The 21,545-nt window shown below is 58.2% G+C and carries 20 protein-coding genes and 1 tRNA gene; 8 read left to right on the forward strand and 13 right to left on the reverse strand.

Annotation, left to right across the window (positions count from 1 at the left end; all coding sequences use genetic code 11):
• Positions 1–264 precede the first annotated feature (264 nt).
• Positions 265–522 carry a hypothetical protein gene (locus B5525_RS31195; protein WP_197687858.1) on the forward strand — a complete coding sequence of 86 codons (258 nt, stop codon included), beginning with the start codon at positions 265–267 and terminating at the stop codon, positions 520–522.
• A gap of 343 nt (positions 523–865) precedes the next feature.
• Here the strand turns inward: B5525_RS31195 and B5525_RS31200 are convergent, their stop codons facing one another.
• Together B5525_RS31200 and B5525_RS31215 are read right to left on the reverse strand one after the other, a co-directional pair.
• Positions 866–1,339 (reverse strand): PepSY domain-containing protein, encoded by a 474-nt coding sequence (locus B5525_RS31200; protein ID WP_172900008.1) that lies wholly within the window; start codon positions 1,337–1,339, stop codon positions 866–868.
• Between the two features lie 1,716 nt (positions 1,340–3,055).
• Positions 3,056–3,268 (reverse strand): hypothetical protein, encoded by a 213-nt coding sequence (locus B5525_RS31215; protein ID WP_079574029.1) that lies wholly within the window; start codon positions 3,266–3,268, stop codon positions 3,056–3,058.
• 266 nt (positions 3,269–3,534) lie between these two features.
• Here B5525_RS31215 and B5525_RS44705 point away from each other — a divergent pair, with 266 nt between their 5' ends.
• Both B5525_RS44705 and B5525_RS31220 read left to right on the forward strand, forming a co-directional pair.
• On the forward strand, positions 3,535–3,723 hold the full coding sequence (locus tag B5525_RS44705) for a hypothetical protein (protein ID WP_154073552.1): 189 nt from the start codon (positions 3,535–3,537) through the stop codon (positions 3,721–3,723).
• 79 nt (positions 3,724–3,802) lie between these two features.
• A tRNA-Ser gene (locus B5525_RS31220) sits at positions 3,803–3,892 on the forward strand.
• A 1,122-nt stretch (positions 3,893–5,014) separates the two neighbouring features.
• Here the strand turns inward: B5525_RS31220 and B5525_RS31230 are convergent.
• The 8 genes from B5525_RS31230 to B5525_RS31270 form a co-directional block, all read right to left on the reverse strand.
• Positions 5,015–6,010, reverse strand: coding sequence for a tyrosine-type recombinase/integrase (locus B5525_RS31230; RefSeq protein WP_172900009.1), 996 nt, complete (start codon positions 6,008–6,010; stop codon positions 5,015–5,017).
• Positions 6,011–6,345: 335 nt separating this feature from the next.
• Complete coding sequence (locus tag B5525_RS31240; protein WP_079569482.1) at positions 6,346–6,669, reverse strand: hypothetical protein; 324 nt, start codon at positions 6,667–6,669, stop codon at positions 6,346–6,348.
• Between the two features lie 5 nt (positions 6,670–6,674).
• Positions 6,675–6,977 carry a hypothetical protein gene (locus B5525_RS31245; protein WP_079569483.1) on the reverse strand — a complete coding sequence of 101 codons (303 nt, stop codon included), beginning with the start codon at positions 6,975–6,977 and terminating at the stop codon, positions 6,675–6,677.
• Entirely contained in the window at positions 6,974–7,813 is an 840-nt protein-coding gene (locus tag B5525_RS31250; protein ID WP_154073553.1) for a hypothetical protein, read from the reverse strand. The genes B5525_RS31245 and B5525_RS31250 overlap by 4 nt, the downstream gene beginning before the upstream one ends.
• A 47-nt stretch (positions 7,814–7,860) precedes the next feature.
• Positions 7,861–9,288 carry a replicative DNA helicase gene (locus tag B5525_RS31255; RefSeq protein ID WP_079569487.1) on the reverse strand — a complete coding sequence of 476 codons (1,428 nt, stop codon included), beginning with the start codon at positions 9,286–9,288 and terminating at the stop codon, positions 7,861–7,863.
• 178 nt (positions 9,289–9,466) lie between these two features.
• The gene (locus B5525_RS31260; RefSeq protein WP_154073554.1) at positions 9,467–10,276 is read right to left on the reverse strand and encodes a hypothetical protein; all 810 of its coding nucleotides are present in this window, start codon (positions 10,274–10,276) and stop codon (positions 9,467–9,469) included.
• A gap of 45 nt (positions 10,277–10,321) precedes the next feature.
• Positions 10,322–10,519, reverse strand: coding sequence for a helix-turn-helix domain-containing protein (locus B5525_RS31265; protein WP_079569490.1), 198 nt, complete (start codon positions 10,517–10,519; stop codon positions 10,322–10,324).
• A 158-nt stretch (positions 10,520–10,677) separates the two neighbouring features.
• The gene (locus B5525_RS31270; RefSeq protein ID WP_079569492.1) at positions 10,678–11,424 is read right to left on the reverse strand and encodes a hypothetical protein; all 747 of its coding nucleotides are present in this window, start codon (positions 11,422–11,424) and stop codon (positions 10,678–10,680) included.
• Positions 11,425–12,086: 662 nt separating this feature from the next.
• On the opposite strand from B5525_RS31270, the gene B5525_RS31275 reads away from it, so the two are divergent.
• Entirely contained in the window at positions 12,087–12,404 is a 318-nt protein-coding gene (locus B5525_RS31275; protein ID WP_244567651.1) for a hypothetical protein, read from the forward strand.
• Between the two features lie 439 nt (positions 12,405–12,843).
• On the opposite strand, the gene B5525_RS31280 is transcribed toward B5525_RS31275, so the two are convergent.
• Positions 12,844–13,806 carry a site-specific integrase gene (locus B5525_RS31280; RefSeq protein WP_079574031.1) on the reverse strand — a complete coding sequence of 321 codons (963 nt, stop codon included), beginning with the start codon at positions 13,804–13,806 and terminating at the stop codon, positions 12,844–12,846.
• Positions 13,807–13,955: 149 nt separating this feature from the next.
• On the opposite strand from B5525_RS31280, the gene B5525_RS31285 reads away from it, so the two are divergent.
• A complete protein-coding gene (locus B5525_RS31285) occupies positions 13,956–14,201 on the forward strand; it encodes a ribbon-helix-helix domain-containing protein (protein WP_244567652.1) in 246 nt (81 codons plus the stop codon).
• A 412-nt stretch (positions 14,202–14,613) separates the two neighbouring features.
• On the opposite strand, the gene B5525_RS31290 is transcribed toward B5525_RS31285, so the two are convergent.
• Both B5525_RS31290 and B5525_RS31295 read right to left on the reverse strand, forming a co-directional pair.
• Complete coding sequence (locus B5525_RS31290) at positions 14,614–14,961, reverse strand: hypothetical protein (RefSeq protein ID WP_079569495.1); 348 nt, start codon at positions 14,959–14,961, stop codon at positions 14,614–14,616.
• A gap of 219 nt (positions 14,962–15,180) precedes the next feature.
• On the reverse strand, positions 15,181–16,554 hold the full coding sequence (locus tag B5525_RS31295; RefSeq protein ID WP_079569496.1) for a hypothetical protein: 1,374 nt from the start codon (positions 16,552–16,554) through the stop codon (positions 15,181–15,183).
• Between the two features lie 104 nt (positions 16,555–16,658).
• On the opposite strand from B5525_RS31295, the gene B5525_RS31300 reads away from it, so the two are divergent.
• The 3 genes from B5525_RS31300 (at position 16,659) to B5525_RS31310 (ending at position 21,527) form a co-directional block, all read left to right on the forward strand.
• Positions 16,659–16,898 carry a helix-turn-helix domain-containing protein gene (locus tag B5525_RS31300; RefSeq protein WP_079569498.1) on the forward strand — a complete coding sequence of 80 codons (240 nt, stop codon included), beginning with the start codon at positions 16,659–16,661 and terminating at the stop codon, positions 16,896–16,898.
• 340 nt (positions 16,899–17,238) lie between these two features.
• Positions 17,239–19,977, forward strand: coding sequence for a DEAD/DEAH box helicase family protein (locus tag B5525_RS31305; RefSeq protein WP_079569499.1), 2,739 nt, complete (start codon positions 17,239–17,241; stop codon positions 19,975–19,977).
• A gap of 17 nt (positions 19,978–19,994) precedes the next feature.
• A complete protein-coding gene (locus B5525_RS31310) occupies positions 19,995–21,527 on the forward strand; it encodes a restriction endonuclease subunit S (protein ID WP_172900010.1) in 1,533 nt (510 codons plus the stop codon).
• Positions 21,528–21,545 lie beyond the last annotated feature (18 nt).

Below are 21,545 nucleotides of genomic sequence, written 5' to 3' on the forward strand. Positions count from 1 at the left end.
GTTGCGATTGCGGGCCGGGTCGATTCCCAGGACGAGGTTTGCCCGAGCCACAACGGCGAGAAGCCCGCAAGGCGGATGTCGGCAGGCAGCAACCCGCGCAAGCAAGGGGCGAAGTTCAGCCGCTGGCCCATCACGGTTTGGACGCCGTCGAGCGCCTTGGCCCGATTTGAACACCCGACGGCCTAATTCAATCTCGCGTTGGCCCAATTTGGAACCCAACCGCGTGAGTATTGTTGGTGTCCGTCAACCTCAAGGGAGAGGCGTATGCGAGACTATCGTGCCTATATTCTCGGGACCGAGGGCCATCGTTTTATTCGGGCCGAGGATTTTCTGAGCGATCATCCCGACGATGCAGCTGCACTAGCCACGGCCAAAAAGCTCAGCGATAAGCACGATGTTGAACTTTGGGACGGTGCCAGATTCGTTGCTCGATTTTCTCCAGACGGGAAAATAAGTTCACCCGAGTTGGCACCATTTTTCCTTGAGGCTGTAGATACGGCCTCATCGACGAAAGTGACCTGATCTGAGGACGTCAAAAGCCGACTGTTTTCAAATTCGTGACGATGTCTTCACGGCTCGCAACCGCCGCCGTGGCGATGAGACGGCGCTGATGATTCTGCGTGAACTCGCATCCGTTCGCCAGGCTATCGCCAGCGGAAGGCTGGTGACGGATATTTGCCGCAAGGATCTGCCAGCGACCTGTTTTAGCTGAAGAACCCGTTTTAGCTGAAGAAGAAGCACAAAGCCTTGTTGCCGGCTGAGATACGGCGCGGGGAGCAGCCTGGACGCCGATTTTTTTCTGGGCCGTTCTCCCCGGGCACTATCGTCATGATAACAATCGCCGCTGCTTCGGTTGATAAAAGCTTCACTGCTCTGGAGGGTTGAGTGGACGGATCACAATCAGTGGAGCCCATTGGGAGTAGATATTGCCTTCCAGATCGAGAATGACGGCGACAGGCCTGCCATCCTTCATTGTCGCTTCGCCGCGCCAAATTCCGCGATTGTCTTTTTGCAATCCGGAAACATTCGAATATCCTTTCGCCTCAATTCGCAGTTTCGCCTGATCTTCGTTGAGGCTGTCAGCCCCCTGCAAGTTTTGTCCATCTGTCCTGCTGGGAACATCGGCCGGCGCGATCGCTGAGTAAGCCGGATACATGTTACCCGTGTAACAAGGACTGGTAGGATTGAACGATGAATAACAAGGATTGATAGCGGCAGTTGGAAATGCAGAGGGAGGTGTCGGTGCAGTTGCATAGGCAGACGGACGCGTGGGCTGCGTCTGCGCGAATGCCGGCCCGGTCATCGACACCACAACACCCGCCACGATAAGAATTCGCATGGCCATCCTTTCGAAGGAAGCTTCCCATCCCCTTTCCTGCTCACGCGTAGTATCCCTGCTCGAGTGTTTCCGCGACGTTTTTAGCGCCGACTCCCAGCATCGGGTTTATCGCAATGGTCTGATCACGCGCTCACCACTGCGTAAATCTAGAATGTGAGAGGCCAGATTTCACGCGGTCTGCGGCAGATTCCACAGCGTAGCGCATCTGCGCGTCACAGTGGGCTCAGCCGCAAGGGGCTTCACTCTCCGGCTGAGCTGCCGCGGCTTGCCAGGCCCGACAGACGACGCAACGCAAGCGCGAAAAATTTAGTGACACATCGTCACATTATGCCAACGCCTACCCCGCCACACCGCCTGGCGACAGCACCCGGCACGGCACCCGTAGTAGCCAAAGGGCGCAATAAGGGGGGCCGGCGGGTAATTACCATCATAATAGGGATAATCACCCCAATAAAAGGGAAATGTCCCCAAAAAGCCAGCACCCAACGTCTCGGCGGCAGCTGTCGATTGCGAGGAAAATGCCATCACGAACAGCAAAGCGACGGCGGAGAACTGAGCACGGATTTTCATAAGGATTCCCCCCAACAAAAGACTCAAACAGGTTAACACCCCGGATGAGCGCTGCAAGAACGAATTGACCCTTTGGTGTCGCACAGGCTTGCCGATAGCGACTTCATTCGAACAGTGGTTCCAGAATTAACCCGCCGCGCCGGTATCAAGCTTAATTCGCGACTTCCATTGCGCCAATCAGGCTCCAAGGGCAAAGCCGTCGGGCGATCATATTCCGCTCAACGGCTTTGTTCGTTTGAACCCGAGGACGTTTCGTCGCGACACCGGGTTAATTCAATATCTGGAGACCCGCCTTGAACAGCAACCGAGATCAATCACCGAGGCCGAAAGACGTGATCGAGACGTCGGGCCGGAAGCCGCTGCATGTACAGTATGCGGAGCTTTTGCGTCTGCGCAAGGCCGTGCAAGAAGCAACGGCGGCCGAGTCTGCGAAGCGAGGACGCGGATCGAACATCCCAAATTAACGTGGAGATCTTCAACGACCCTTGCCGCAACCGCTCGCGGAGGGTCAGGTAGCTGTGGCCTGTCGCATGATTGGCCGTGACTGGCGTCATCACCATAAGCTGGCCGTTCGCCATAGGTTGGCCCGCCGTCGAGTTCGTTTGATGGCTTGCTGACTAGGGCATCAAATAGAAGAACTGAACTGCTTCCATCGCCGCGCACACAATAATGCCCCACAGGGCCAAGCTAATCTCAACCGCGACCAGCATTTCAACTCTCCCCGCCTCGCCGGACTGTCGCCGACGTTTCGTCCACCAATAAAGAAACCGCGAGCTGATTTCTAGTTCAAGTTCTGGGCATCCGAATTGCCGTTAGAATTGCGGTGCAGCAATTTGCGTCGGGTATGGCGACCTGGAAGCGAAGCATCGATGCTGCAGAACGCGTTGCGCCGTGCAACGACATCGCATGTGCTCGACCATGCGGGCGTTGATCAGGCACCCAGCCGTGCGATAATCGTGCTGACGATTTCAGAGACGGCCGGGCGGCCAATTGATCGACGCGAAGTGGGGTCGGTGTATTTGTTTGGGCCGTCCACGAAGGAAGTCCCGTCGGACCTCCAAGAGGAGGAATTCGACCGAACAAGACGGTAGCGTTGGCGATCTCACCACTATCATCCGAACCTACACCAACGGGCCTGCTGGGCTCTCAGCAACCGGTAAACCGGGGATCTCGTCCCTCGTGCATCTCCGTCAAATATGCCAAACCGTACGTTGCCAGCTGTTGCGCATCGCTCTGGCCGGCCGAAGCCAGGCTTTCGATGTAGCGCGTAATTCTAAGTCTCGAATCTAAAAGCCGGGCGGGATCAAGCGGTCGCGTCGAGGCGTAGATACTCAATATCCGATCAACAACGTCTTTCATGGCGAACTCCGAAACAAGTGCACCGCAATAGCCGCACTGCAGCATTCCGGGGCTGCCTGGTCAATCCCGTTCTTGGCGTGTCGATGTTGTCGAGAGTCCTCTTGGCCCTCCTGGGTTACCCCCGCGCCGCAGCGAGCCGGCGATGCGGTGGCCCAACCTTGCCAGGCGCAAACGGAAATCGCGGTGGACAATTCGGTTTCCGCTGTCCTTGACGCGCTGGCGGCTGGGTTCTTGGGTGGCTATGCTTCGGAAGGAAGGGGGCGACAATGGACCGACTTATCATCCTCGCGATGGCCATCGTGATGGCAGGTGCGCTTAGTGGCGCTAGCGGCGGCCTCTATTCCATTGCAGGAACCGGAACTGGAACGTCGGTGGTCATCAATCGGTTCACTGCCAAGGCATGGACCTGCAACGTTCTTTTTTGCGAGCCTTTGGCGTTTCGGAATTCAAAATGACGCACTTTGGGATTAAATTCGCTCGCCTTCGCGTTGCGTTCGGAAATACCCTGCGCTAAGCGGTTGATATTGTTGGTTTGGAAGGGTGGCCGAGCGGTTTAAGGCACCGGTCTTGAAAACCGGCGTGCCTGCAAGGGCACCGTGGGTTCGAATCCCACCCCTTCCGCCAATATTCAATGATTTCAATAGGTTTGCCACTGTCTCGGGCGGTAGGTTTGCCACTTCGTGTTCAGGACTCGTTCCCTTCACGCAACGGCTATTCGTATCCTTCGCGAGCTTTGTCGCTTACGTGGCGATTCACAAGCTGAGCGATCCCCATAGCTTCCGTCTCCAGCTGAATTAGATGGTGTCGGAGCGCTTCCATTGATTGCGCTGTATAGGCGTAGGTCGGAAGTGCCGATGAGTCGTAGGCGCGGCCCTTGTAGTGAGACGGAAGTAAGAAGTACCCCGTAGTGTCGCCCGGATCATGCGGGAGCCGCCAATTAGCCCAACCGCGATCGCGGACGATACCATGGGCCACATCGTGACGCCTTGCCGCGAAGTCGTTCACCTTTATCAGGAAGCAATCAAGCTTTCCCTCAACCTCTTGATTTGGGAGTCTTACAAAGAGGTTCGATATAGCCGCTTTAAGGATGTTGAAGCGTCCGAGAAATGCGCGTCCCTCGCCGTATTCCAAAAGCGCCCACCAGTCGCCGAGCCTTCCAACCGCCGCAGTATATACATAGCCCAGCTGTATCTCTACACCTTCCCATTGGCTCAAGACGCGACCGACAGAGAAGTATGTGTGATTAGGGTCCGGGTCGCCCTCCCGAACAAGACTAGGACGTTCCCAAGGTTGTCGCATGGCAAACTCCAAGAAAGCACCAAGGCCAGAGGTTGAACTGCGCCCCGACGCGTGGGCGCGCTTTAAGCGCGCCGCAGAGGTGGGTGGCGAAAAGCCCGCCGCAGCATCGGCCTTTCGAGCTTGGGTGCTGGCCCTCTATCCTGCAATTAAGTCGAATGGTCTCTTTTGCTTTCAAGGAGTGGTCCCTTTTGTAGTTTATACCCGCGTCCGCAAAATGGAGCGGATCGATGAGGAAACAGATTGTTGTTCGGTTCCTGAACGAGACAGAGGGTGCACTACGGTATCGCGAAATCGATAGCGCTGGAACCTACATTCACAATGACCAAGAGGGATCACACCTAGGGGATATTTACGTGCGCAAAGCAGTGATGCCGGATAAACATCCCGAACAAATTCGAGTAACCATCGAATATTGAGGCCGCCTCAGTTGGCCCCTCCTCGTTGCAATCAGCGTCCACTTTTCGAGACTTCCCAAAGCTTCATTCCATCCGCGGCCATCACCTTGCGCCTCGCCTGCTGAATGTACTTGCGGGCTTCGTCGTCGGTCAGATGCCCTAGGATTGATTTGATCTGCTCAAGCGTCGCGCCAGCTTCCGCCAGTGCCGCGCCGGCCAGGTGCCGCAGTCCATGCGGCGAATATCCCGGGAAACCGAAATCCGCGCATTGATTGCAGATCATCGTCGTTAGGCTTGTCGCTCGGAACCGATCGCCGCGAGTGCTGGAAAGCAGATAGCGGCCTTCAATGCCGTCCGCGTTGAAATGGTCGCGCAAAATCCGGTGGCAGGGGATCCAAACATAGGTGCCGGTTTTCTCCTGCACCACTTCGATAGCCGTGCCGTCGAAATGCTTCCGCTCCATCATGACGACATCCGAGCGGCGTTGTCCCGTGTAGCGCAAGAGATAGTAGGCGCGGCGCAATCGAGGATTTTCTATCGCCTCGAATTTTGCGCACAGCTCTTCCGGCCAAGCTGGCGCAGATTCGTGTTCCTTGTGGATTGTCGCAACTTCTGCCGCCGGGTTCGGCCCGATATCTTCCATATCCAGGTGTTCTTTGGCGAACAGCCAAAGCCGCCCGATCATATCAACCGTAGCGTCCGCGACCGAGGGCCGATCCTTGAGATTGTTGCGAATGCGGCGAACGCCCTTCTCTGTGAAGGTCGCAAGGTCCGCCCTGCCGTATTTCGATTGCAGATAATCCAGGCGCCGATTGTAAATCTCGCGGCTCGCAGGCTTGAGTTTCGCCCATTGCGCCGATTCCGCTTTGTACTTTTCGACAACCCAATCAAGCGTTCCCTCAAGCGGGCCGTTGCCCCTGCCCTGCCGAATGATCGCCGATCGCGGCGCGTGTTCGGCAAGCAAGGCGTTGTACTCTTCCGAAAACGTTGGCGAATCCGGCGCCGGCAACGGGTAACGCTTCCCTTTGATACGGAAATAGTGCCGCATCTTCCCGTGACGGTCGGGGAACGCGCTATAATATTTCAGCTCCGCAGTGCCCATTTGCTATGGTGTGCCACTCGCCGCTTCGGATTCCAACATATCAGCGAGGGATTTACGCCCGGGTGCAAGCCGTTTTTTCCGCTCGCTCATGCTATCCACCGCCGCGTCAAGGTCTTGACGATCCCACCGAGGCAACCCGCCAACATCCCGGGGCGCGGGCCACACGCTAGTCGAAACGCCCTCAAGGAATTTAGTTTTCGAGATATCGAGATAAGCTGCCGCGCGGTCCGCGTTCATCATCCTGGGGGGATAGGCGCAACCGTCCTGAAATTTGCCGGCCATCACTCGCCCCCTATCGGCGGGGAAGATTGCGGGCGAACCCGCCAAACCGTGGCAGTCATCCCGCTTTCGTTTTTGCGTCGCGCGCCGGTCTGCTGAATTTCGCCATTGCGGTTCAGCTCACTAACCCGTGGGCGAACGCTCAGGACCAAGAGATTTAGATCCTTTGCGATTTCATCCGCCGTCGCGCCGCCGGGATATTGCGCGATCTGCGCAAGCACCGCTGCTCGCATCTTGTTTGCGCTCCCGGTTATGGCTTTCGCCGCTTGTTCCGATGGTCCAGCAACCTTGAAGCCGGGCGCGTCGGGATAGACGAGCTCTGACATCCTGCTCAAAACGAACGCTCCTCTAATCGGATTGCTTCGTTGCTGTCGTTTCGATTTTGGAAATTGCGCCGTTCCAGCCACGCCGACGCTCGCGCGATCTGCCTTGCGTTGTCGGCCGGGTTTGCCGCGCAGTAATCATCAATCGCCTGGAGGGCCGCCGGCCATTCGTCTATGTGGCGATAAGCGGCTTTCCAGCGTTCAAGCGTATCGGCGCCGATCTTGATTGCGGGGCCGATGAATGCGGGCGCATCGTTTATGCTGCGTCCGGTTAGCTTGGATTGCAGCGCCTGGCTAATTTGAAAATTCATGCTGCACCTTTGGAATTAGAAACCGGAGTTAGGATCAAGTGCGGGGGAACAAGGCAGCCGGGCTCGCCGGGCTTGGCGCCCCATTCATCAAGCCACTTGTCGGCATCCTGAAAATATTTCAGCCGCCGTCGCCAGCCATCATCATCAAATGTTCGCGGATTGATTGGAGCGGGCGCGGGTTCGCCGCCGCCTTCCGGTTCATCGTCATAGCCGCCGGCATTGAGCCAAGAGGCCGGATACGGGATGAACTTCCTGCGGTCTTTCGGTTCGTTCGCCCACGTCGCAGCGAAGGCGCGGGTTCTTTCCATCAAGACGGGCAGAGCAATCAGGCCGGACGCCAGAGCCTTAGCGAACGCTTTTTTCGCCGCCTGGGGTGCCTTCTTTCGCGGATAGATCGCATACCATTCATCGAACCCCGGAGGGCTTGGAGGGGGTAGTATCTTGTTTTTAATGTTTATAATGTTTTCTTCTTCTGGCCCATTGCCGGCCCTTTGCTGGCCCATTGCCGGCCCGTTTGCTGGCCCCGTGAGGGCGCCACCGTTCTGAAAAACCCCGTAATTACAAATGGAAATGACGGTTTGAAGCTGGCCCGTTAGGAGGTCCACCATTGACTCTCTCTCAAGCCGGTTTAGGAATGTCCTAACCCGCTTCTCGGAGGTCCACCGCCAAGCCTTCTGCAAAAATGATCGGGAAAACGAAAGTTGCCCGCGGTCTAGATTGAGCATTTCGGCGGCCCGTCCGTTGCGAACCAGGATCTGCATCGGGCGCCAAGCGGCGTTGGAAATCAGCCAAAGCCATGCCTCCCGTTCGGAAAGCGGTTTACCATCGTCGAACATTGGGTGATCGAAAATCGAGCGGGCTACGTTGATATGTCCTGCGCTCCTCATTGCTCGCCCCCCGGATCGCGGACGGCATTGCAGGCGATATCGCAGAACAGATGCACCGTGCCCGTCGGGCCGTTGCGCTGCTTTGCAACGATGGCCTCTAGCTGATCTTTGACATCTATTAGCCGATCAATTCGGGATGCCTCTTTGTCGGGGGTTTCGGCCTGGGCACGTTCCAGATAATAGGCCTGGCGAAAAACAAAAATGATTGCGTCCGCGTCCTGTTCGATGGAACCACTATCGCGCAAGTCCGCCATGTTCGGGCGCTTCTCATCGCGGTTTTCTACTTGCCGCGAGAGCTGCGCCAGCGCGATAACAGGAACGTCTAAATCTTTGGCGAGCCCCTTCAATGCGGCGGAAATTTCGCCAACCTCATTGACACGCGCCCCCGAATATCGGTTAGAGGGCCTTACAATATGCATGTGATCCACAATGACGGGACCGAGCCGCAACCCTTGACGTTCCAAGACTTGTTTATGTCTGCGAGCCCGCGCCGCGATCTGTGAAACGGTCAGTCCCGGGGCCGGATCGATCTTGAGCGGCAATTCGCGCTGAAGCCTTGCGGCCTCGATAACGCGCATAGCTTGTGCGTCGTTTAGGTTGCCATTCGCAATGTCATAGTAGGTAATCGGTCGCGCTCTCTCGAAAGCCGCATCGGCGAGATTGCGATCGGATAGGCTAACGGCCCCCATTTCGAGGGACTGAAAATATGTTGGTTCGTTCGCCTGCGCTGTTAGTCTGGCCACGCAAAGCGCGAGCGCCGTTTTTCCCATGCCTGGGCGCCCGGCCAGAACAAGCATTTCGCCGCGCTTGAGGCCGCCCGTCATCTTGTCGAGAGTGCGGAGGCCCCAACTGATCCCGGCGAGTTTGCCCGGGTTCTGCATTGCCCATTCCATCCGCGCTAGCGACTGGTCGTTAGCCTCTCGCAAACTGACTTGCGGCGTTGCGCCCGCCGATGCCTGCATTGCGATATCGTCTAACAGCTCGATACCGGCGCCAGCGATATCCGCCGCCGGCTGATTGGCCTGAATTGCGCTGGTCATCGTTTCCGCCATCACCAAGATTCTGCGGCGGTTGGAAAATTCGCGGATTTGTTTTGCGTATGCTTGCGCTTGTGGCAGCGTGCAGCCGACTGCCGCGAGGCGCGCAATATACTGCCCGCGCGTCATTCCATCCATGATGATTTGACTGGCGTCGCCGCCGATCGACGCGATGATAAGCGCGGGTGTGATGGTCCCGTGAGCGTCGCGGGCGCGGCCGAATGCTTCAAAGATTTCAGAATGCAAGGGCTCGAAAAAGTCGGCCGCCGAAACCTCACGCTCGATTATCTCAAGCGCGGAATTGTGAACCAGCACCGTGCCCAGAGCCTCTTGCTCAAGAACAATATTATGCAGTACCGCGTCATCAATCCTTGCGAGGGCGTTCATGCGCGCCCCCGTGGTTTGCGGAACGGGATAACGTTGCTCGCTGGTCGCTCATTGGCTACCGGGTCAAACTCTGCAAGAGCCCTTGCAAATTCGGGGTCGTCGCCCGCTGGATAACAACGCGAGTTGGCGTAAGCGCGTTGCACCCTTTCGCACAATTCGGATTCCAATGCCGTGTTGCTCATGCAACACCGCTTTCCACGAGCCGGCAAAACTCATCATAAACACGCCAAGTAAGCGTGTTGGCGAGGAACCGTACATCCTCGGGCGAGAAGCGGTTGATGATGGATTGCGCCTTGGCCTGATCTTCTGCCTTCTCTAACTCCTGTTGGGCGAGCCATGCCTCACGCTTGGCTGCCGCTCCGGCCCTTGCTCCCCTGGCTTTCGACCGGCGGGCTGCAGCCTTGGCTTCAAGCTTCGCGTTGCGCTTGGTTTGCCGGTCGTCCGAGATCATCTCCTTGACGGCGGACTCGGGCAAGATGTCGCCGGAGCCGGCGCGCGCGATGACCTTCTCCACGATCTCCGGCGACGTTGACTTGGCGGCCAGCATGCGCACGGTGGACGGCGGCAAAAGCGAAATGGTCTCGTTTTTGCCCTCCGCCAACCTGGACATCTGCATGTACATCTGGACCGTGCGGATGCCGATGCCGATCTCGTGCTCGACCCAGACCGTGAATTGACCGTGTTCAAGTCGATCCTTGATCGCAAGCAGATCGCGGCCGACCTGGATCATGTCTGCGGTCGATTTGGCTATCAGCCCGCGCAACTTGTTGGCGTGCTCACGCAAGCTCGCGGCGTCCGCCGGAGCGAGGCAGTTGTAGTCAAATGTCGATCTGATGATGCTGATGCCGGTCATGCGGCCCTCAGCTATCGGAGCTTCAATCTCTCCCCGAGCAATCTGGGGATGACAAATTGTTGGCGCGTTGCTATATCCGGGCACGTTCGAAAGACCTTGTGAAATCCAACCCGGTGCGCTCGCTGATCCCGCCAAGGAGTCGAGCCGCTGGGTTTTTCATTGGGTTTGATGAATTGAGGGTCACGCGGCAAAGTTCTTCGCGGCATACGGCGGGCAGGACCTTCGCCAGGCCTCGCCAGCGTCCCAAAAAATTATGGTTCGCCGACCAACCTTCGCCGCCGCCAACCTACCTTCATTAATTTCTTTGTAGACTGTCGTTTCGCTCAAGCCGTGATCAGCGGCGAAAGTAGCAACATCGACACCGAGCTTATCGCGCATGCTTCAAGTTCCCTTGGTTTTGTCGCCAAGGCCTGGATCAGCGCGCGGACGCCCGCTGAAGCACGCCTTGTCTTGAGCGGGAACTTATGATTTGGGGCAATGGAGCAGCAACGTAGCGCAAATAGCGCGGTCTAAAATCGTGATCTATTTGCGGCGCGCTATTGGGGATCGGAGATTTTCTTTTGGCCTGCTGTACGGTTTTCGTACTTTCCCCGCAGCTTTAAAATTTTCCTTACGGGATAGCCGTTGGCTTTTGCCCATACCTTGTCCTCAGCGATGGTAGGCCTGTAATCGTCTGCCCGCCGACTGGCATAAGATCTTTCCGCCTGAGGCTCGGAATAGCGCTTTGGATTGCGCTCGGACTTCGTCGAAGCTGGCGATTCCTTCGCGATTAATGTGGATTGCGGCTCTTCGAGCCACGGTGCTACAGGCCAGCGTCTCTCCTGGAATAAATTCAGCAACGAAACGCGCGGCACCCAAAGCCGTTTGATCAATGCAAGCAGCATTCGCTTGTCGTTACTGGCGCCTAGAAGATCACTCCGGGTAAACCGCGAGATGGCATGTTCCGGGTGGGCATCCTCTATTATGCACCAAGGAAGTTCATTGCTGCCGAGCTGAAACTTTGTGAAAATGTCTCTTCCGCAGAACGCGTTCCATATTTCAGCGGTAAACAGCAAAGCCTTGCCGTTGTCGGGCGCAGTGCGTTCGCCCCGCGAGTTGAACGATGCAAGCCAATCGATTACTGTACGCAATGGTACCCAACGACGTTGCCGCTTTTGCTTCTCTTTAAACCTAAAAAGCTGATCGGCTTTCTTTCTCCTTCTTGCCAAAACGCGCGCTATAGCGGCGTCGTGGTCGAAGTCGTCCGGCTCACGTTTAGGCTCCGCCTCAATTTCGCTATTCAAAATAGCACCTCCGCAAAGTGCCTCCGCAAGATAATGGCGACGGCGGTCCAATGCGGATTGGATTTTCGGGGATCAGCCTAGCCGCGCCACTCAGAATCTAAGTGTTTCGCGGTTGCTCCGCTAGCGGTGTTCCCCTTGTTCCACACTCTGTTGAAAACTCGATTCAGTTGGGTGAGACACTGAGACAGGTGCTTTCTGGTCTAAGGCTGGATCGCGCAACGGAGCGCACGAGCGCGCTTTGGTAGAATTGGCTTGAAACTACAGGATAGAAACAGCGAATGAGCATCAAACTCGCTGAATTGATTCGGTATATGAGACAGTGGAACAGCCAGCCTCCAAGTCGGGGCAAGCGGTGGAGCAGGGGATGAGACAGTTGGGTGAGTGATTCTGAGCCAAATCACCCGCTTGGTTATCAGCTCGAGATCGGTACCGAACCGATTTCCCACGGATCTAGAACTCGGAGCTTTGTGTTAAGTTAATGCCTATCCCGGACCACACAAAAGCAACGTACGCAGCAAAGGAAGAAACATTCGTACCGATTTCTCGGCATCGGGTCGAAGTGTCTCATTGTCGACCGACGATTTGATTCGCGAACTGAGACACTGAGACACCCCGCTAGCTAGGACTTTCGCCAGCGGAAGCGGCGGTGGGCCGTATGGGCCATGACGTTCGTCTTTGCCGTAACGGCAGGCGTTGGCTTTGCAAGCACCCACATTGCGGATGTCACGCTTGCGCGTGCGTCAGGCGAGACGCCAGCCGTCGCAGCGGCGCAGGCCGCGTTGAGTGACGCGATGTCGGCGCGGGATCGCGAGTGCAAAGGCGGTGTCGGCAAGTTCTGCCGCGAACGCGAACTGGCGGTTAATGAAAGACGGCAGGCCCTCGACACTGCCATGCAAGCGGTCGGACAGACGGCGGACCCGCGCGGCGATCCGGATCGTGGCATGGGCAACCCATGGGGCGCTACAACCCACCGGCAATGACTTCGCAATGCTCCGGCTTGTCTTGCTGGCGCTGCTGCCGCAGATCGGCGGCATACTGCTCATGGTCGGGCGAATAAGCCCCGCCCCTGGTCCATCTCAAGCCCGGCAGATTCGGCCGGTCCAAGCGAGGCGGCTCGAGTTTGAAGCGTTCATTCTTCTTATCTTGCATTGACGCCGCCTTTGCTGTCTCAACCTGCCTCAATTCCAAATCCGTCTCGATTCAGTGCATGAGACAGTGGAACAGCAAGCCTTCCAAGTCGCGGGAACACTGCGTTAAGACGACCAACATTCGTTGAGGGTGTTCAGTTCGGAAGCGGTGCCGAACCCGTTCCGCACCAGTACCGAACTCCTCCCCACCAAATGGGAGCGCAGCCGTGGATAGTCTGAAAGCGCTTGACCCCAGACCGCCGATTAGAGAAGCGGACATGGACACGAATACTCAAAGCAGCCCTGCCCCCGCGTGATCCTTGAACAACTCGGCATCCCGGACGTAGCCCCGCAGGGTGTCCACTGACTTGTGGCGCGAAACATCCATCATCTTGAAGATTGACGCTCCCCTGCCCGCCGCCGACGTAAGGAAACCGGCCCGCAGGGAGTGACCGGAAAACGTGCTGGCGTCGAAACCGGCGCGCCCAGCATATGCCTTGACGATATTGGCGACGGATCGATCCGTAAGCCTAGATGGCCGCACCGTACCCGCCTTGTCGATCGGCCGGAAGATCGGACCGGACTCGATGCCTGACGCTTCCAGCCACTCCCGTAGCGCCTTGGCGGGGCAAGCGATGTCACCCTTCGCAATCGCGATAGTCGCGCCCGCGCGTTCCTGATCGGTCTTGCTGCCGCGGATGGTGACTAGCAGTCCGGTTTCGGATTCCTGGATATCCTCCGCATCAAGCGCGACGAGCTCCGACCGGCGCAGAGCGCCGCCGAACCCGATCAAGAGCAATGCCCGGTCCCTCAGCCCCGCGAGCTTGTCTGGGGCCGTGGCGACCATACCCAGCATCTTGCCGGCTACTGCGGGCGCCTTGCGCACCGTAGCGCTACCATAGGTTCGGCGAATACCCCGCATGGTAGCCTTGACGCCTTCTGCATCGGTCGGGAGGGCGAGGCCCGCCAGCTTATGGGCATAGCGGATCGCGGCAACGCGCCGGCCAAGCGTTGATGCCCTCGAGCTTGCAGCATGGGCCGCCAGATAGGCCGCCACCGTCTCAGGGGCCGCCGGTAGGGCAGCAACGCCCCTCGCCTCGCACCACGCCTTGAATATCCGGAAGTCTGTCCCGTAGGCCTTGCGTGTGCTGGAGGCCTTCTCTGCTTTCGCCAAGTCCACCGCCGCCGCGAGGTCCGGACCAAGAGCCGCTGGCAGGTTTGAGCCGTCCGAAATAACGCTAAGGGCTGTTGACATTAGCCGGGTTCCTTTACTTCCGAGAAGAAACATTATCGGAAGTAAACAGCATTTTGTGCGATTGTGCAATCACATAATAGAGCAATCGGAGTTTCGAGCTGTCAGTATTGCAAGTTTGAATCAGTCGCCGCCACGGCATAGGGTTTTGATTGTTTGATAGTCAATCAGTCGGGGCAGCCATGGGACGCAAACCGAAGACTACCGGGCCGCGTGCCCGCGATCCTGGCGCCTTCAAATCTGTTCTGGTTCGCATAAATGCCGATGGCTGGCGGGCGCTGAAAATGCTGGCGATCGAAAGCGACACCACGCTAAATGCCCTCGCGGTCGAAGCCTTCAATGATTTGCTGAAAAAGCGCGGGAAAAGGACGACTGTTGAAAATCCGCTGCTCGATTAGCCGCGTCCTACGTCCAGCGTGTCTTGGCTCGCACGGGCTTCAGCCTCACCGCATCCGCACGTTCAAGCTCTCGACCGACCCCTCAGTTCTCGGCCAAGGTGCGCGACATGTCACGAATGCGACGCCGGCCGAACTGTGCTGTTTCATCCAACTTAACGTTCTGATTCGGATCGTGGGACAGTGAAACAGTATACCTTGCCCGCCTCAGGGAAGGGTCGCAAGGACGGCTACATTGTTGCTGGTGCTCAGTTCGGAAGCGGTGCCGAGCTATCCCCAACCGGCAGGGATCTCATTGCCCACACTACCGAACTGATTCTCTACGAGTACGGTACCAGGAGCTTATCAGAGTCAGGCTCTCGGACCACCCCTCGTCACTCGCGAACGATACTTAGGCGGAGGCCCGCCCACGTGATCAATAATTCACTGTCCCGCGGAAGCCCGGCCTTAGCCGCTCGTCGGTAAAGCACCGGCCGCCCCCGCTGCCAACCGGCGTAAATCGGAGCACGATGCCGTCCTTGACATAGAACATGTTGTTGCAGGTTGGCATCGAGCTCGTGCAACTCATGGACTGGCTGTAATTGACCCCGGCCGGGATGGCGCTGTAGCCGGGCGGCTTGAACCCGGGCGTCACCGTGCCGCCGCCGCCGCAGTTCACTGCCTGCTTCGAGTTGACGTAGTTCCTGATCTCGGTGCCATCGGCCGCCACCGAGCGCGTCATCGTCATGGTCGCAAAGACGGGATGCAGATTAAGCTCCGACACCGGCCGCCCGCCCAGGCATCCAAGTCCTCCTGCCTGACCGAGACGCACCCGGCCAAGAGCATCAAAAACACAATGACGAACTGGCGCCGCATTTGCCCCTCCATCGCGCGCTATATCCCTTCAGTAGGTTTTCCTGTTTGATTTTCACGACATGAATGCCGAATAACCGAAAGAGAGACAGCGAGGTTAGAAGGCGCTCTGTATTGGCGGGGAAGACCGCTAGTTCGCGCCAGTCTTCATGACGCGGTTGAAACAGTCATAATGCTCGGCAGCAGCTGAACAGGTCGCATTCGCACGGGCCTTTCGTTTCGTATACTCGATACGATCGATACCGAGTTCTTCTGCCTCCTTCAGATCGCGAATTTCACGGCTGACTGCACGCCGTTCCTGCTCGGTAGGATCTACGCCCAACAGGCGGTATGACTCCAGTTCCTTGAGGGTCAACATTCGAACTGCTTCGGGCTCAACGGCTAGCATGTCGGTAGCCAACCTGGTGGGGACGTTCATCTCACGCAGGTAAGATTTGATCTGAGCCAAATAGCCAGAATAGGTCGCAGCGATTTCCGCAGAGGTCGCGGTTCTGCCGCTTGCCAGATATGGTCGATGAATACCGACCACATTGTCCCCTGAGACCTGTCTGTCGACCGCTCCAGCCAGAATCAACACGCACGAGCTTATGCAGTGCCCCTCGACGCCGAGCGAAGCGCTTTCCTTTCGAAACAGCCTGCCTATGGCCATTGCAGCGCTGACATCACCACCATAGCTGTTTATGTCAAAGTGCGTACCGAAAGCAGACAGGTCATTCTTATCAGAGCTAGTGCGAGTGCAGGAGCGCTTGTCTCCTTGCTCGGCCGCATGAAAAGCCGTAAATAGCTTTCCGACGTCCTGCGCTGTTTTCATCGTTATCTCGCCGTTGATGGTGATCGAAAGGCCGACTGCCCCCGTTCCGTTGCAGGCTACATCGCCAGAGACCCCCGCGGGCGCAGGCTGCGGCGGCTTTACCTCGTCGCCGAACGAAGAAAGATCATCCCCAGGAGCATTACGATTGGGCCGCGCGGCGCTGGGAACTGCTGTTCGGGGGGGTTCTCTCGAGTGTATCTCCTCTAACAATCTCGTGAGATTCTCCTTCGCCAAGAGGTCGAACTGAGTAACCGCTCCTAAGCGTGCCGCTCGCTCAGCGACTGCTTTCGATTGCGCAACGTCGTTGCTCCTAAGCAGCGCCTCCGCTTTGTGGGCAAGGCAGAGCAGATTCTTGAGATTGCTCTGAAGGCATCTATTTGCGACGCCCGTTGCCTCAGAGAACTGCCGTTGGTCTATCAAAGCGGATGCGAGACTATCGAGATGCATCTCGTAGGCATCTCCATCGAGGAACTCTCGACACCAGGTGAGATACTGACGTTCCGACGATACGATCTGCTTGCTGCTCCTAGCTGCCAGCGCCGACGATGTTTGCTGAAGCAGCGCACTGCACTGCTCGTCTGATGCTTGAGCTTGTGCTCGGGCCGAGAGGCACACAGAAACAACGACCACGAACGCGAACGTGCACCGCAGCGCCGCGAAAGCGGCGCATCTCTCGCGCAGACCGTTAAACATTGAGCGCCCCTGCAATTACCCGAGTGGGGACAGCTTAACGCGCGCTATACACTTTGTTCAATATATCGAGGTGCACATTTTAAACAGATCGTTTCGCTTCTCGCATGGACCTGCGAGAGGTGTTTGCGACCAATTTGCGCCGGCTGCGGCACGCCAAAGGGCTTTCGCAGGATGATCTTGCATACGAAGCTGAGGTGAGCCGAAGTTATCTGAGCCAGCTTGAAAAGGGCGCGTTTTACGCCAGCCTCAAGATCGTTGGCAAGCTCGCCGATGTCCTTCAGGTGGAGCCTGCCGAGCTGTTGAAACTCCCGCATGACAGAAGTGCTCGCCCCAAGCGACGCTAATGCCTTCTGTCGGCTAAGCACTGGCTTAGGTGTTAGGGCAGCTGCTAGGGCATCATTCGTGCCTACAAAGAAATATTAGCATTTACAGTATCGTATAGTCGTAATATGGAGGAGAGAGTCCGCCCAAGATCACCACTTTATCTAGTTGAAACAATGGCTTAACCTCCACGGCCGATCTTGAACCGCGGGGGCTGTTTTCGGGATCCACCCCCTTCGCGCGGGCCCGCCACGTCCAAACGGCCGACCCTGCCCGGGCCTTTTGCAGGATTCCCACGGTCAAGCCCCTTGCAGCTGACATTGGCAGCTTCCGGCAAGCAGCGGGTTCGCCTAGAAGTTGATAATGAGCGAATCCGCCTTCCATCCCGAGGACAGGGCGCGGTCTTTGATTGACCGGCGGCTTGTCGCGTGTGGGTGGCTGATCCAGTCCAAGGCGGACATGAACCTTGGCGCCGGGCTTGGCGTGGCGGTGCGAGAGTTCCAGACGGCCTCCGGGCCAGTCGATTATGGCTTGTTCGTCGGCCGCAGGCTCTGCGGTGTGATCGAGGCCAAGGCGGAGGGCACCACGCTGTCAGGCTACTCCGAGCAGGCGGCTCGCTACATCGCGGATGTGCCGAAGCATCTCCTTCGCGAGGAAGGCCAGGTCCGGTTCGAATATGTAGCTTCGGGCACGGAGACGCTGTTTCGCGACCACGCCGACCCTGATCCGGTGTCGCGCCGCGTCTTTTCCTTTCATCGTCCGGAGACGCTGGAACGTGAGCTAAGGGAGCCTCTCACTTTGCGCGGCCGGCTTTGGGCCATGCCGCCGTTCATCACTGACGGCCTGCGCGCCTGCCAGATCGACGCCGTGTCGGCGCTCGAAATTTCCATGGCTCAGAACCGTCCCCGGGCGCTGGTGCAAATGGCGACCGGCGCCGGCAAGACTTTCACCGCCTGCACGTTGAGTTACCGGCTGTTGGCACACGCCGGATTCAAGCGCATCCTGTTCCTGGCCGATCGCGCCAACCTCGTCCGCCAGACGCGTGACGAATATCTGGCCTACCGGCCGCCCGGAACCGGCCGTTCGTTCTCCGAAATCTACAACGTCCAAAAGCTCGGCGCGGCCGGCCTCGACAAGGAGGCGCAGGTCGTGATCGCCACTATCCAGCGGGTCTATTCGGTCCTGACCGGCAAGGAGTTGTCGGAGGAAGAGGAAGAGGCATCGTCCTTTGAACTATCTAGGGCCGACACAGAGCGCCTCGTTTCATACAATCCGTCGATCCCCATTGAGAGTTTCGACCTCGTCATAACAGACGAATGCCATCGCTCGATCTATGGCACCTGGCGGCAGGTGCTGGAATATTTCGATGCCTTCACGGTGGGGCTGACCGCAACGCCCTCACTGCACACGCTCGGTTTCTTCGGAAAGAACCTTGTCGCGCAATATCCCTATGAGCGTTCGGTGGTCGATGGCGTCAACGTCGGCTTTGAGATATTCCGGATCCGCACCGAGATTGGTGAGCGAGGCGCAACGGTGAAGGCGGGTTACGACCTGCCGGTGCGCGACAAGCGCACCAGGGCGGAACGCTACGAAACCTTGGAAGCCGATTTCAGCTACACGCCGGACCAGATCGACCGGTCAGTGCTGGTGCCAAACCAGATTCGCACCGTGCTCGAAACCTACCGCGGCTCGCTGTTCACCGAATTGTTTCCCGGCCGTATCGAGGTGCCGAAAACGCTGATTTTCGCCAAGGATGATCACCACGCTGAAGAGATCACGACCCTCGTCCGCGAGGTGTTCGGCAAGGGCAACGACTTTGCCAAGAAGATCACCTACAAGACCGATGGTGCCGACCCCGAGTCTCTCATCCGGTCGTTCCGCAACGACTACAACCCTCGCATCGCAGTCACCGTCGATATGATCGCCACCGGCACCGACGTCAAACCGCTGGAAGTGCTGATCTTCATGCGTGACGTCAGGTCCGAACTCTATTTCGAGCAGATGAAAGGCCGGGGCGCGCGCACCATCTCTGCGGAAAAGCTGCGCGAGGTGACGCCGGATGCCGAGGCAAAAACCCGGTTCGTGCTGATCGACGCGGTCGGGGTGTCGGAAAGCCTGAAAACCGTTTCGCAGCCGCTGGAGCGCGACCGCGTCATCTCCTTCGACCGGCTGATCGATGAAATCGCCGCCGGCCGGCGGGATGACGACGCCTTCGCAACGCTCGCGGCCCGCCTGGCGGCACTCGACCGGCGCATCTGCGACAAAGATCGCGCGGCGATCGTCAAGGCCTCGGGTGGTGTCGATCTTTCCGGCCTCGCCTCGCGCCTGCTGAATGCCGTCGATCCGGACGCGTTGGCGAACTGCGTGCCGAAGGAGGCGTCGGAAGCCGAGCAGAAGAAGACGCGCGAGGCGGCGAAGGATGCGGCGGCGACCATCTTTGACGATCCGACACTGCGGCAGTTGCTGAAGGACGTTAAGGCCGCAGCGGATATCCGCATTGATACGATTTCCACAGACGCCGTAGTCTCGTCAGGCTGGGACGAGAAGAAGGCCACCGACACAGTAGAGCGCTTCAAGCGCTTTCTGGAGGAGCGCCGCGACGAAATTTCCGCCCTGCAAATCCTCTACCGTCTGCCCTATGCGCAACGGCGGCTAACCTATGAGGCGGTGGATGATCTCAAGGAGGCGCTGAAGCGCCCACCTTGGCTCCTCGAACCTATCGATATCTGGCGAGCTTACAAGCGGCTGTCATCGGACAAGGTACGCGGCAATCCGGCCGGCACGCTGGCTGACATCGTCATGCTGGTACGCTATGCGATTGGAGACAGTGAGTCGCTGGAACCTTTGCCCTCGATTGTCGCTGGACGTTTTAATCTCTGGCTCGGCCGCGAGGAGAAGGCGGGCCGCGCCTATTCCGAAGAACAAAGAGCCTGGCTGATGGCGATCCGCGATCATCTCGCGGTCAATATAGAGATCAGGCCAGAAGACATGATGGACGCGCCGGAATTTTCCGGGCGCGGCGGCATCGTCAAGGCTCGCGCGCTGTTCGGCTCGCGGCTGCCGACGCTGCTCGATGAACTTAATGAAGTGCTGGTGGCGTAATGGCAGGTGGCGTGGCGTTGGCGGCGAAAGTTGACGAATCGGCAGAAGTCGAGGGGCCGTGGCCGCTGCCAGCCGGGTGGAAATGGACGGCGCTCGGAGCGCTGGGCACATGGATGGGCGGCGGCACACCATCCAAGGCCAATGCAGCATTCTGGACCAATGGAACCGTCCCCTGGGTTTCCCCGAAAGACATGAAGGTCGCGGTCATCGGCGAGACCGAAGACAAAGTTACCTCCGCGGCGGTTGAAGGGTCGTCGGCGAAGTACGTGCCTGAAGGGTCAGTCCTGATGGTGATGCGTTCCGGCATCCTGAAACATTCATTTCCCGTTGCCATCACCGACCGGATCGTGACGCTCAACCAGGACCTGCGCGCGCTCACGTCGCATGACGGCATCAGTCCGAACTACATCGCTCGCTATCTCGCGCTGGCGGAAAACCGCGTGCTCAACGATTGTTCGAAAGATGGGACGACGGTTAACAGCGTCGAGGTCTCGGCGTTGGAGCGGGTTCCCGTCCCTCTGGCGCCAGTCGCCGAACAGCGCCGGATCGTGGCGCGGGTGGATGCGCTGTTTGCCGAGGTCGCGGAGGGTGAGGCGGCACTGGCGGAGGCGCGAAAAGGGCTTAGCACTTTCCGCCGCGCTCTGCTCAAAGCCGCAATCACCGGTGAGCTGACCAAGGACTGGCGCGCAGCAAACCCCGTTACCGAAACCGGCCGCGAACTCCTGGCACGCATCGCTAGGGACCGCGCCAGCAAAAGTATCCCAGCGGCCCGCAGCCGCCGCGCCGTGGACGCCCGGCTGCTCGACACCTCCATCTTGCCACAACTTCCTCCGGGCTGGGCGTGGGCGACCGTCAATGAAGTGAAGGCCGGCGATCAACGCAACGGTATCTCAATCTCGGGTTCGCCATCGCCGCCCGGGGTAAAGGCAATGCGCCTCGATGCCCTAACCGCTCGGGGCCTAAACCTTGACGCGGTTCGGTATATCCCCTTGCCGGAGGACCGCATCCAGAACTATCGCGTGAATAATGGCGATCTGCTGATCTCGCGTGCAAATGGATCGCCCGAGTTCGTTGGTCGCGCGGTTTACGTCGCGGACATCGGCGAGACGGTGGTCTTTCCTGACACCATGATTCGCTATCCGTTGGGTGCCGATCAACAAATTGGGTTGTGGATTGAATTGGCCTGGAACAGCCCAATTGGTAGGAGCCAAATACGACGGCTCGCCAAAACCACCGCCGGAATTTTGAAGATTTCCCAAGAGGACATTGCGCAAATCGCACTTCCCATCCCACCGCCCGCAGAAGCCGCAGAAATCCTTCGCCGTGTCTCGGACGCACTTACCGCCGCCGCGGACACCTTGGCGATGCTAGACGCAGAAGCCGCCGATGCCGCGCGGCTGAAGCAATCCATTCTCAAGGCAGCCTTCGAGGGCCGCCTTGTCTCCCAGGACCCCACCGACGAACCCGCCGGCGCTCTGTTAGCGCGCTTTGCCGCAAGCCCTGCCGTCGCACCCGCCCGGCGTGGGCGAGTCAGAAAGTCTGAAGTATGAATGCCCAAACCCTCGTCG

The organism is Bradyrhizobium erythrophlei (assembly GCF_900129505.1).
GTDB lineage: Bacteria > Pseudomonadota > Alphaproteobacteria > Rhizobiales > Xanthobacteraceae > Bradyrhizobium > Bradyrhizobium erythrophlei_D.

Coding starts and splice junctions, on each gene's coding strand:
- B5525_RS31275 (WP_244567651.1), top strand. CDS start 12,087: ATGACGTTCGTCTTTGCCGTAACGGCAGGCGTTGGCTTTGCAAGCACC.
- B5525_RS31240 (WP_079569482.1), bottom strand. CDS start 6,669: ATGTCAGAGCTCGTCTATCCCGACGCGCCCGGCTTCAAGGTTGCTGGA.
- B5525_RS31280 (WP_079574031.1), bottom strand. CDS start 13,806: ATGTCAACAGCCCTTAGCGTTATTTCGGACGGCTCAAACCTGCCAGCG.
- B5525_RS31200 (WP_172900008.1), bottom strand. CDS start 1,339: ATGCGAATTCTTATCGTGGCGGGTGTTGTGGTGTCGATGACCGGGCCG.
- B5525_RS31230 (WP_172900009.1), bottom strand. CDS start 6,010: ATGCGGCACTATTTCCGTATCAAAGGGAAGCGTTACCCGTTGCCGGCG.
- B5525_RS31195 (WP_197687858.1), top strand. CDS start 265: ATGCGAGACTATCGTGCCTATATTCTCGGGACCGAGGGCCATCGTTTT.
- B5525_RS31250 (WP_154073553.1), bottom strand. CDS start 7,813: ATGTTCGACGATGGTAAACCGCTTTCCGAACGGGAGGCATGGCTTTGG.
- B5525_RS31255 (WP_079569487.1), bottom strand. CDS start 9,288: ATGAACGCCCTCGCAAGGATTGATGACGCGGTACTGCATAATATTGTT.
- B5525_RS31300 (WP_079569498.1), top strand. CDS start 16,659: ATGGACCTGCGAGAGGTGTTTGCGACCAATTTGCGCCGGCTGCGGCAC.
- B5525_RS31215 (WP_079574029.1), bottom strand. CDS start 3,268: ATGAAAGACGTTGTTGATCGGATATTGAGTATCTACGCCTCGACGCGA.
- B5525_RS44705 (WP_154073552.1), top strand. CDS start 3,535: ATGGACCGACTTATCATCCTCGCGATGGCCATCGTGATGGCAGGTGCG.
- B5525_RS31305 (WP_079569499.1), top strand. CDS start 17,239: ATGAGCGAATCCGCCTTCCATCCCGAGGACAGGGCGCGGTCTTTGATT.
- B5525_RS31245 (WP_079569483.1), bottom strand. CDS start 6,977: ATGAATTTTCAAATTAGCCAGGCGCTGCAATCCAAGCTAACCGGACGC.
- B5525_RS31265 (WP_079569490.1), bottom strand. CDS start 10,519: ATGCGCGATAAGCTCGGTGTCGATGTTGCTACTTTCGCCGCTGATCAC.
- B5525_RS31295 (WP_079569496.1), bottom strand. CDS start 16,554: ATGTTTAACGGTCTGCGCGAGAGATGCGCCGCTTTCGCGGCGCTGCGG.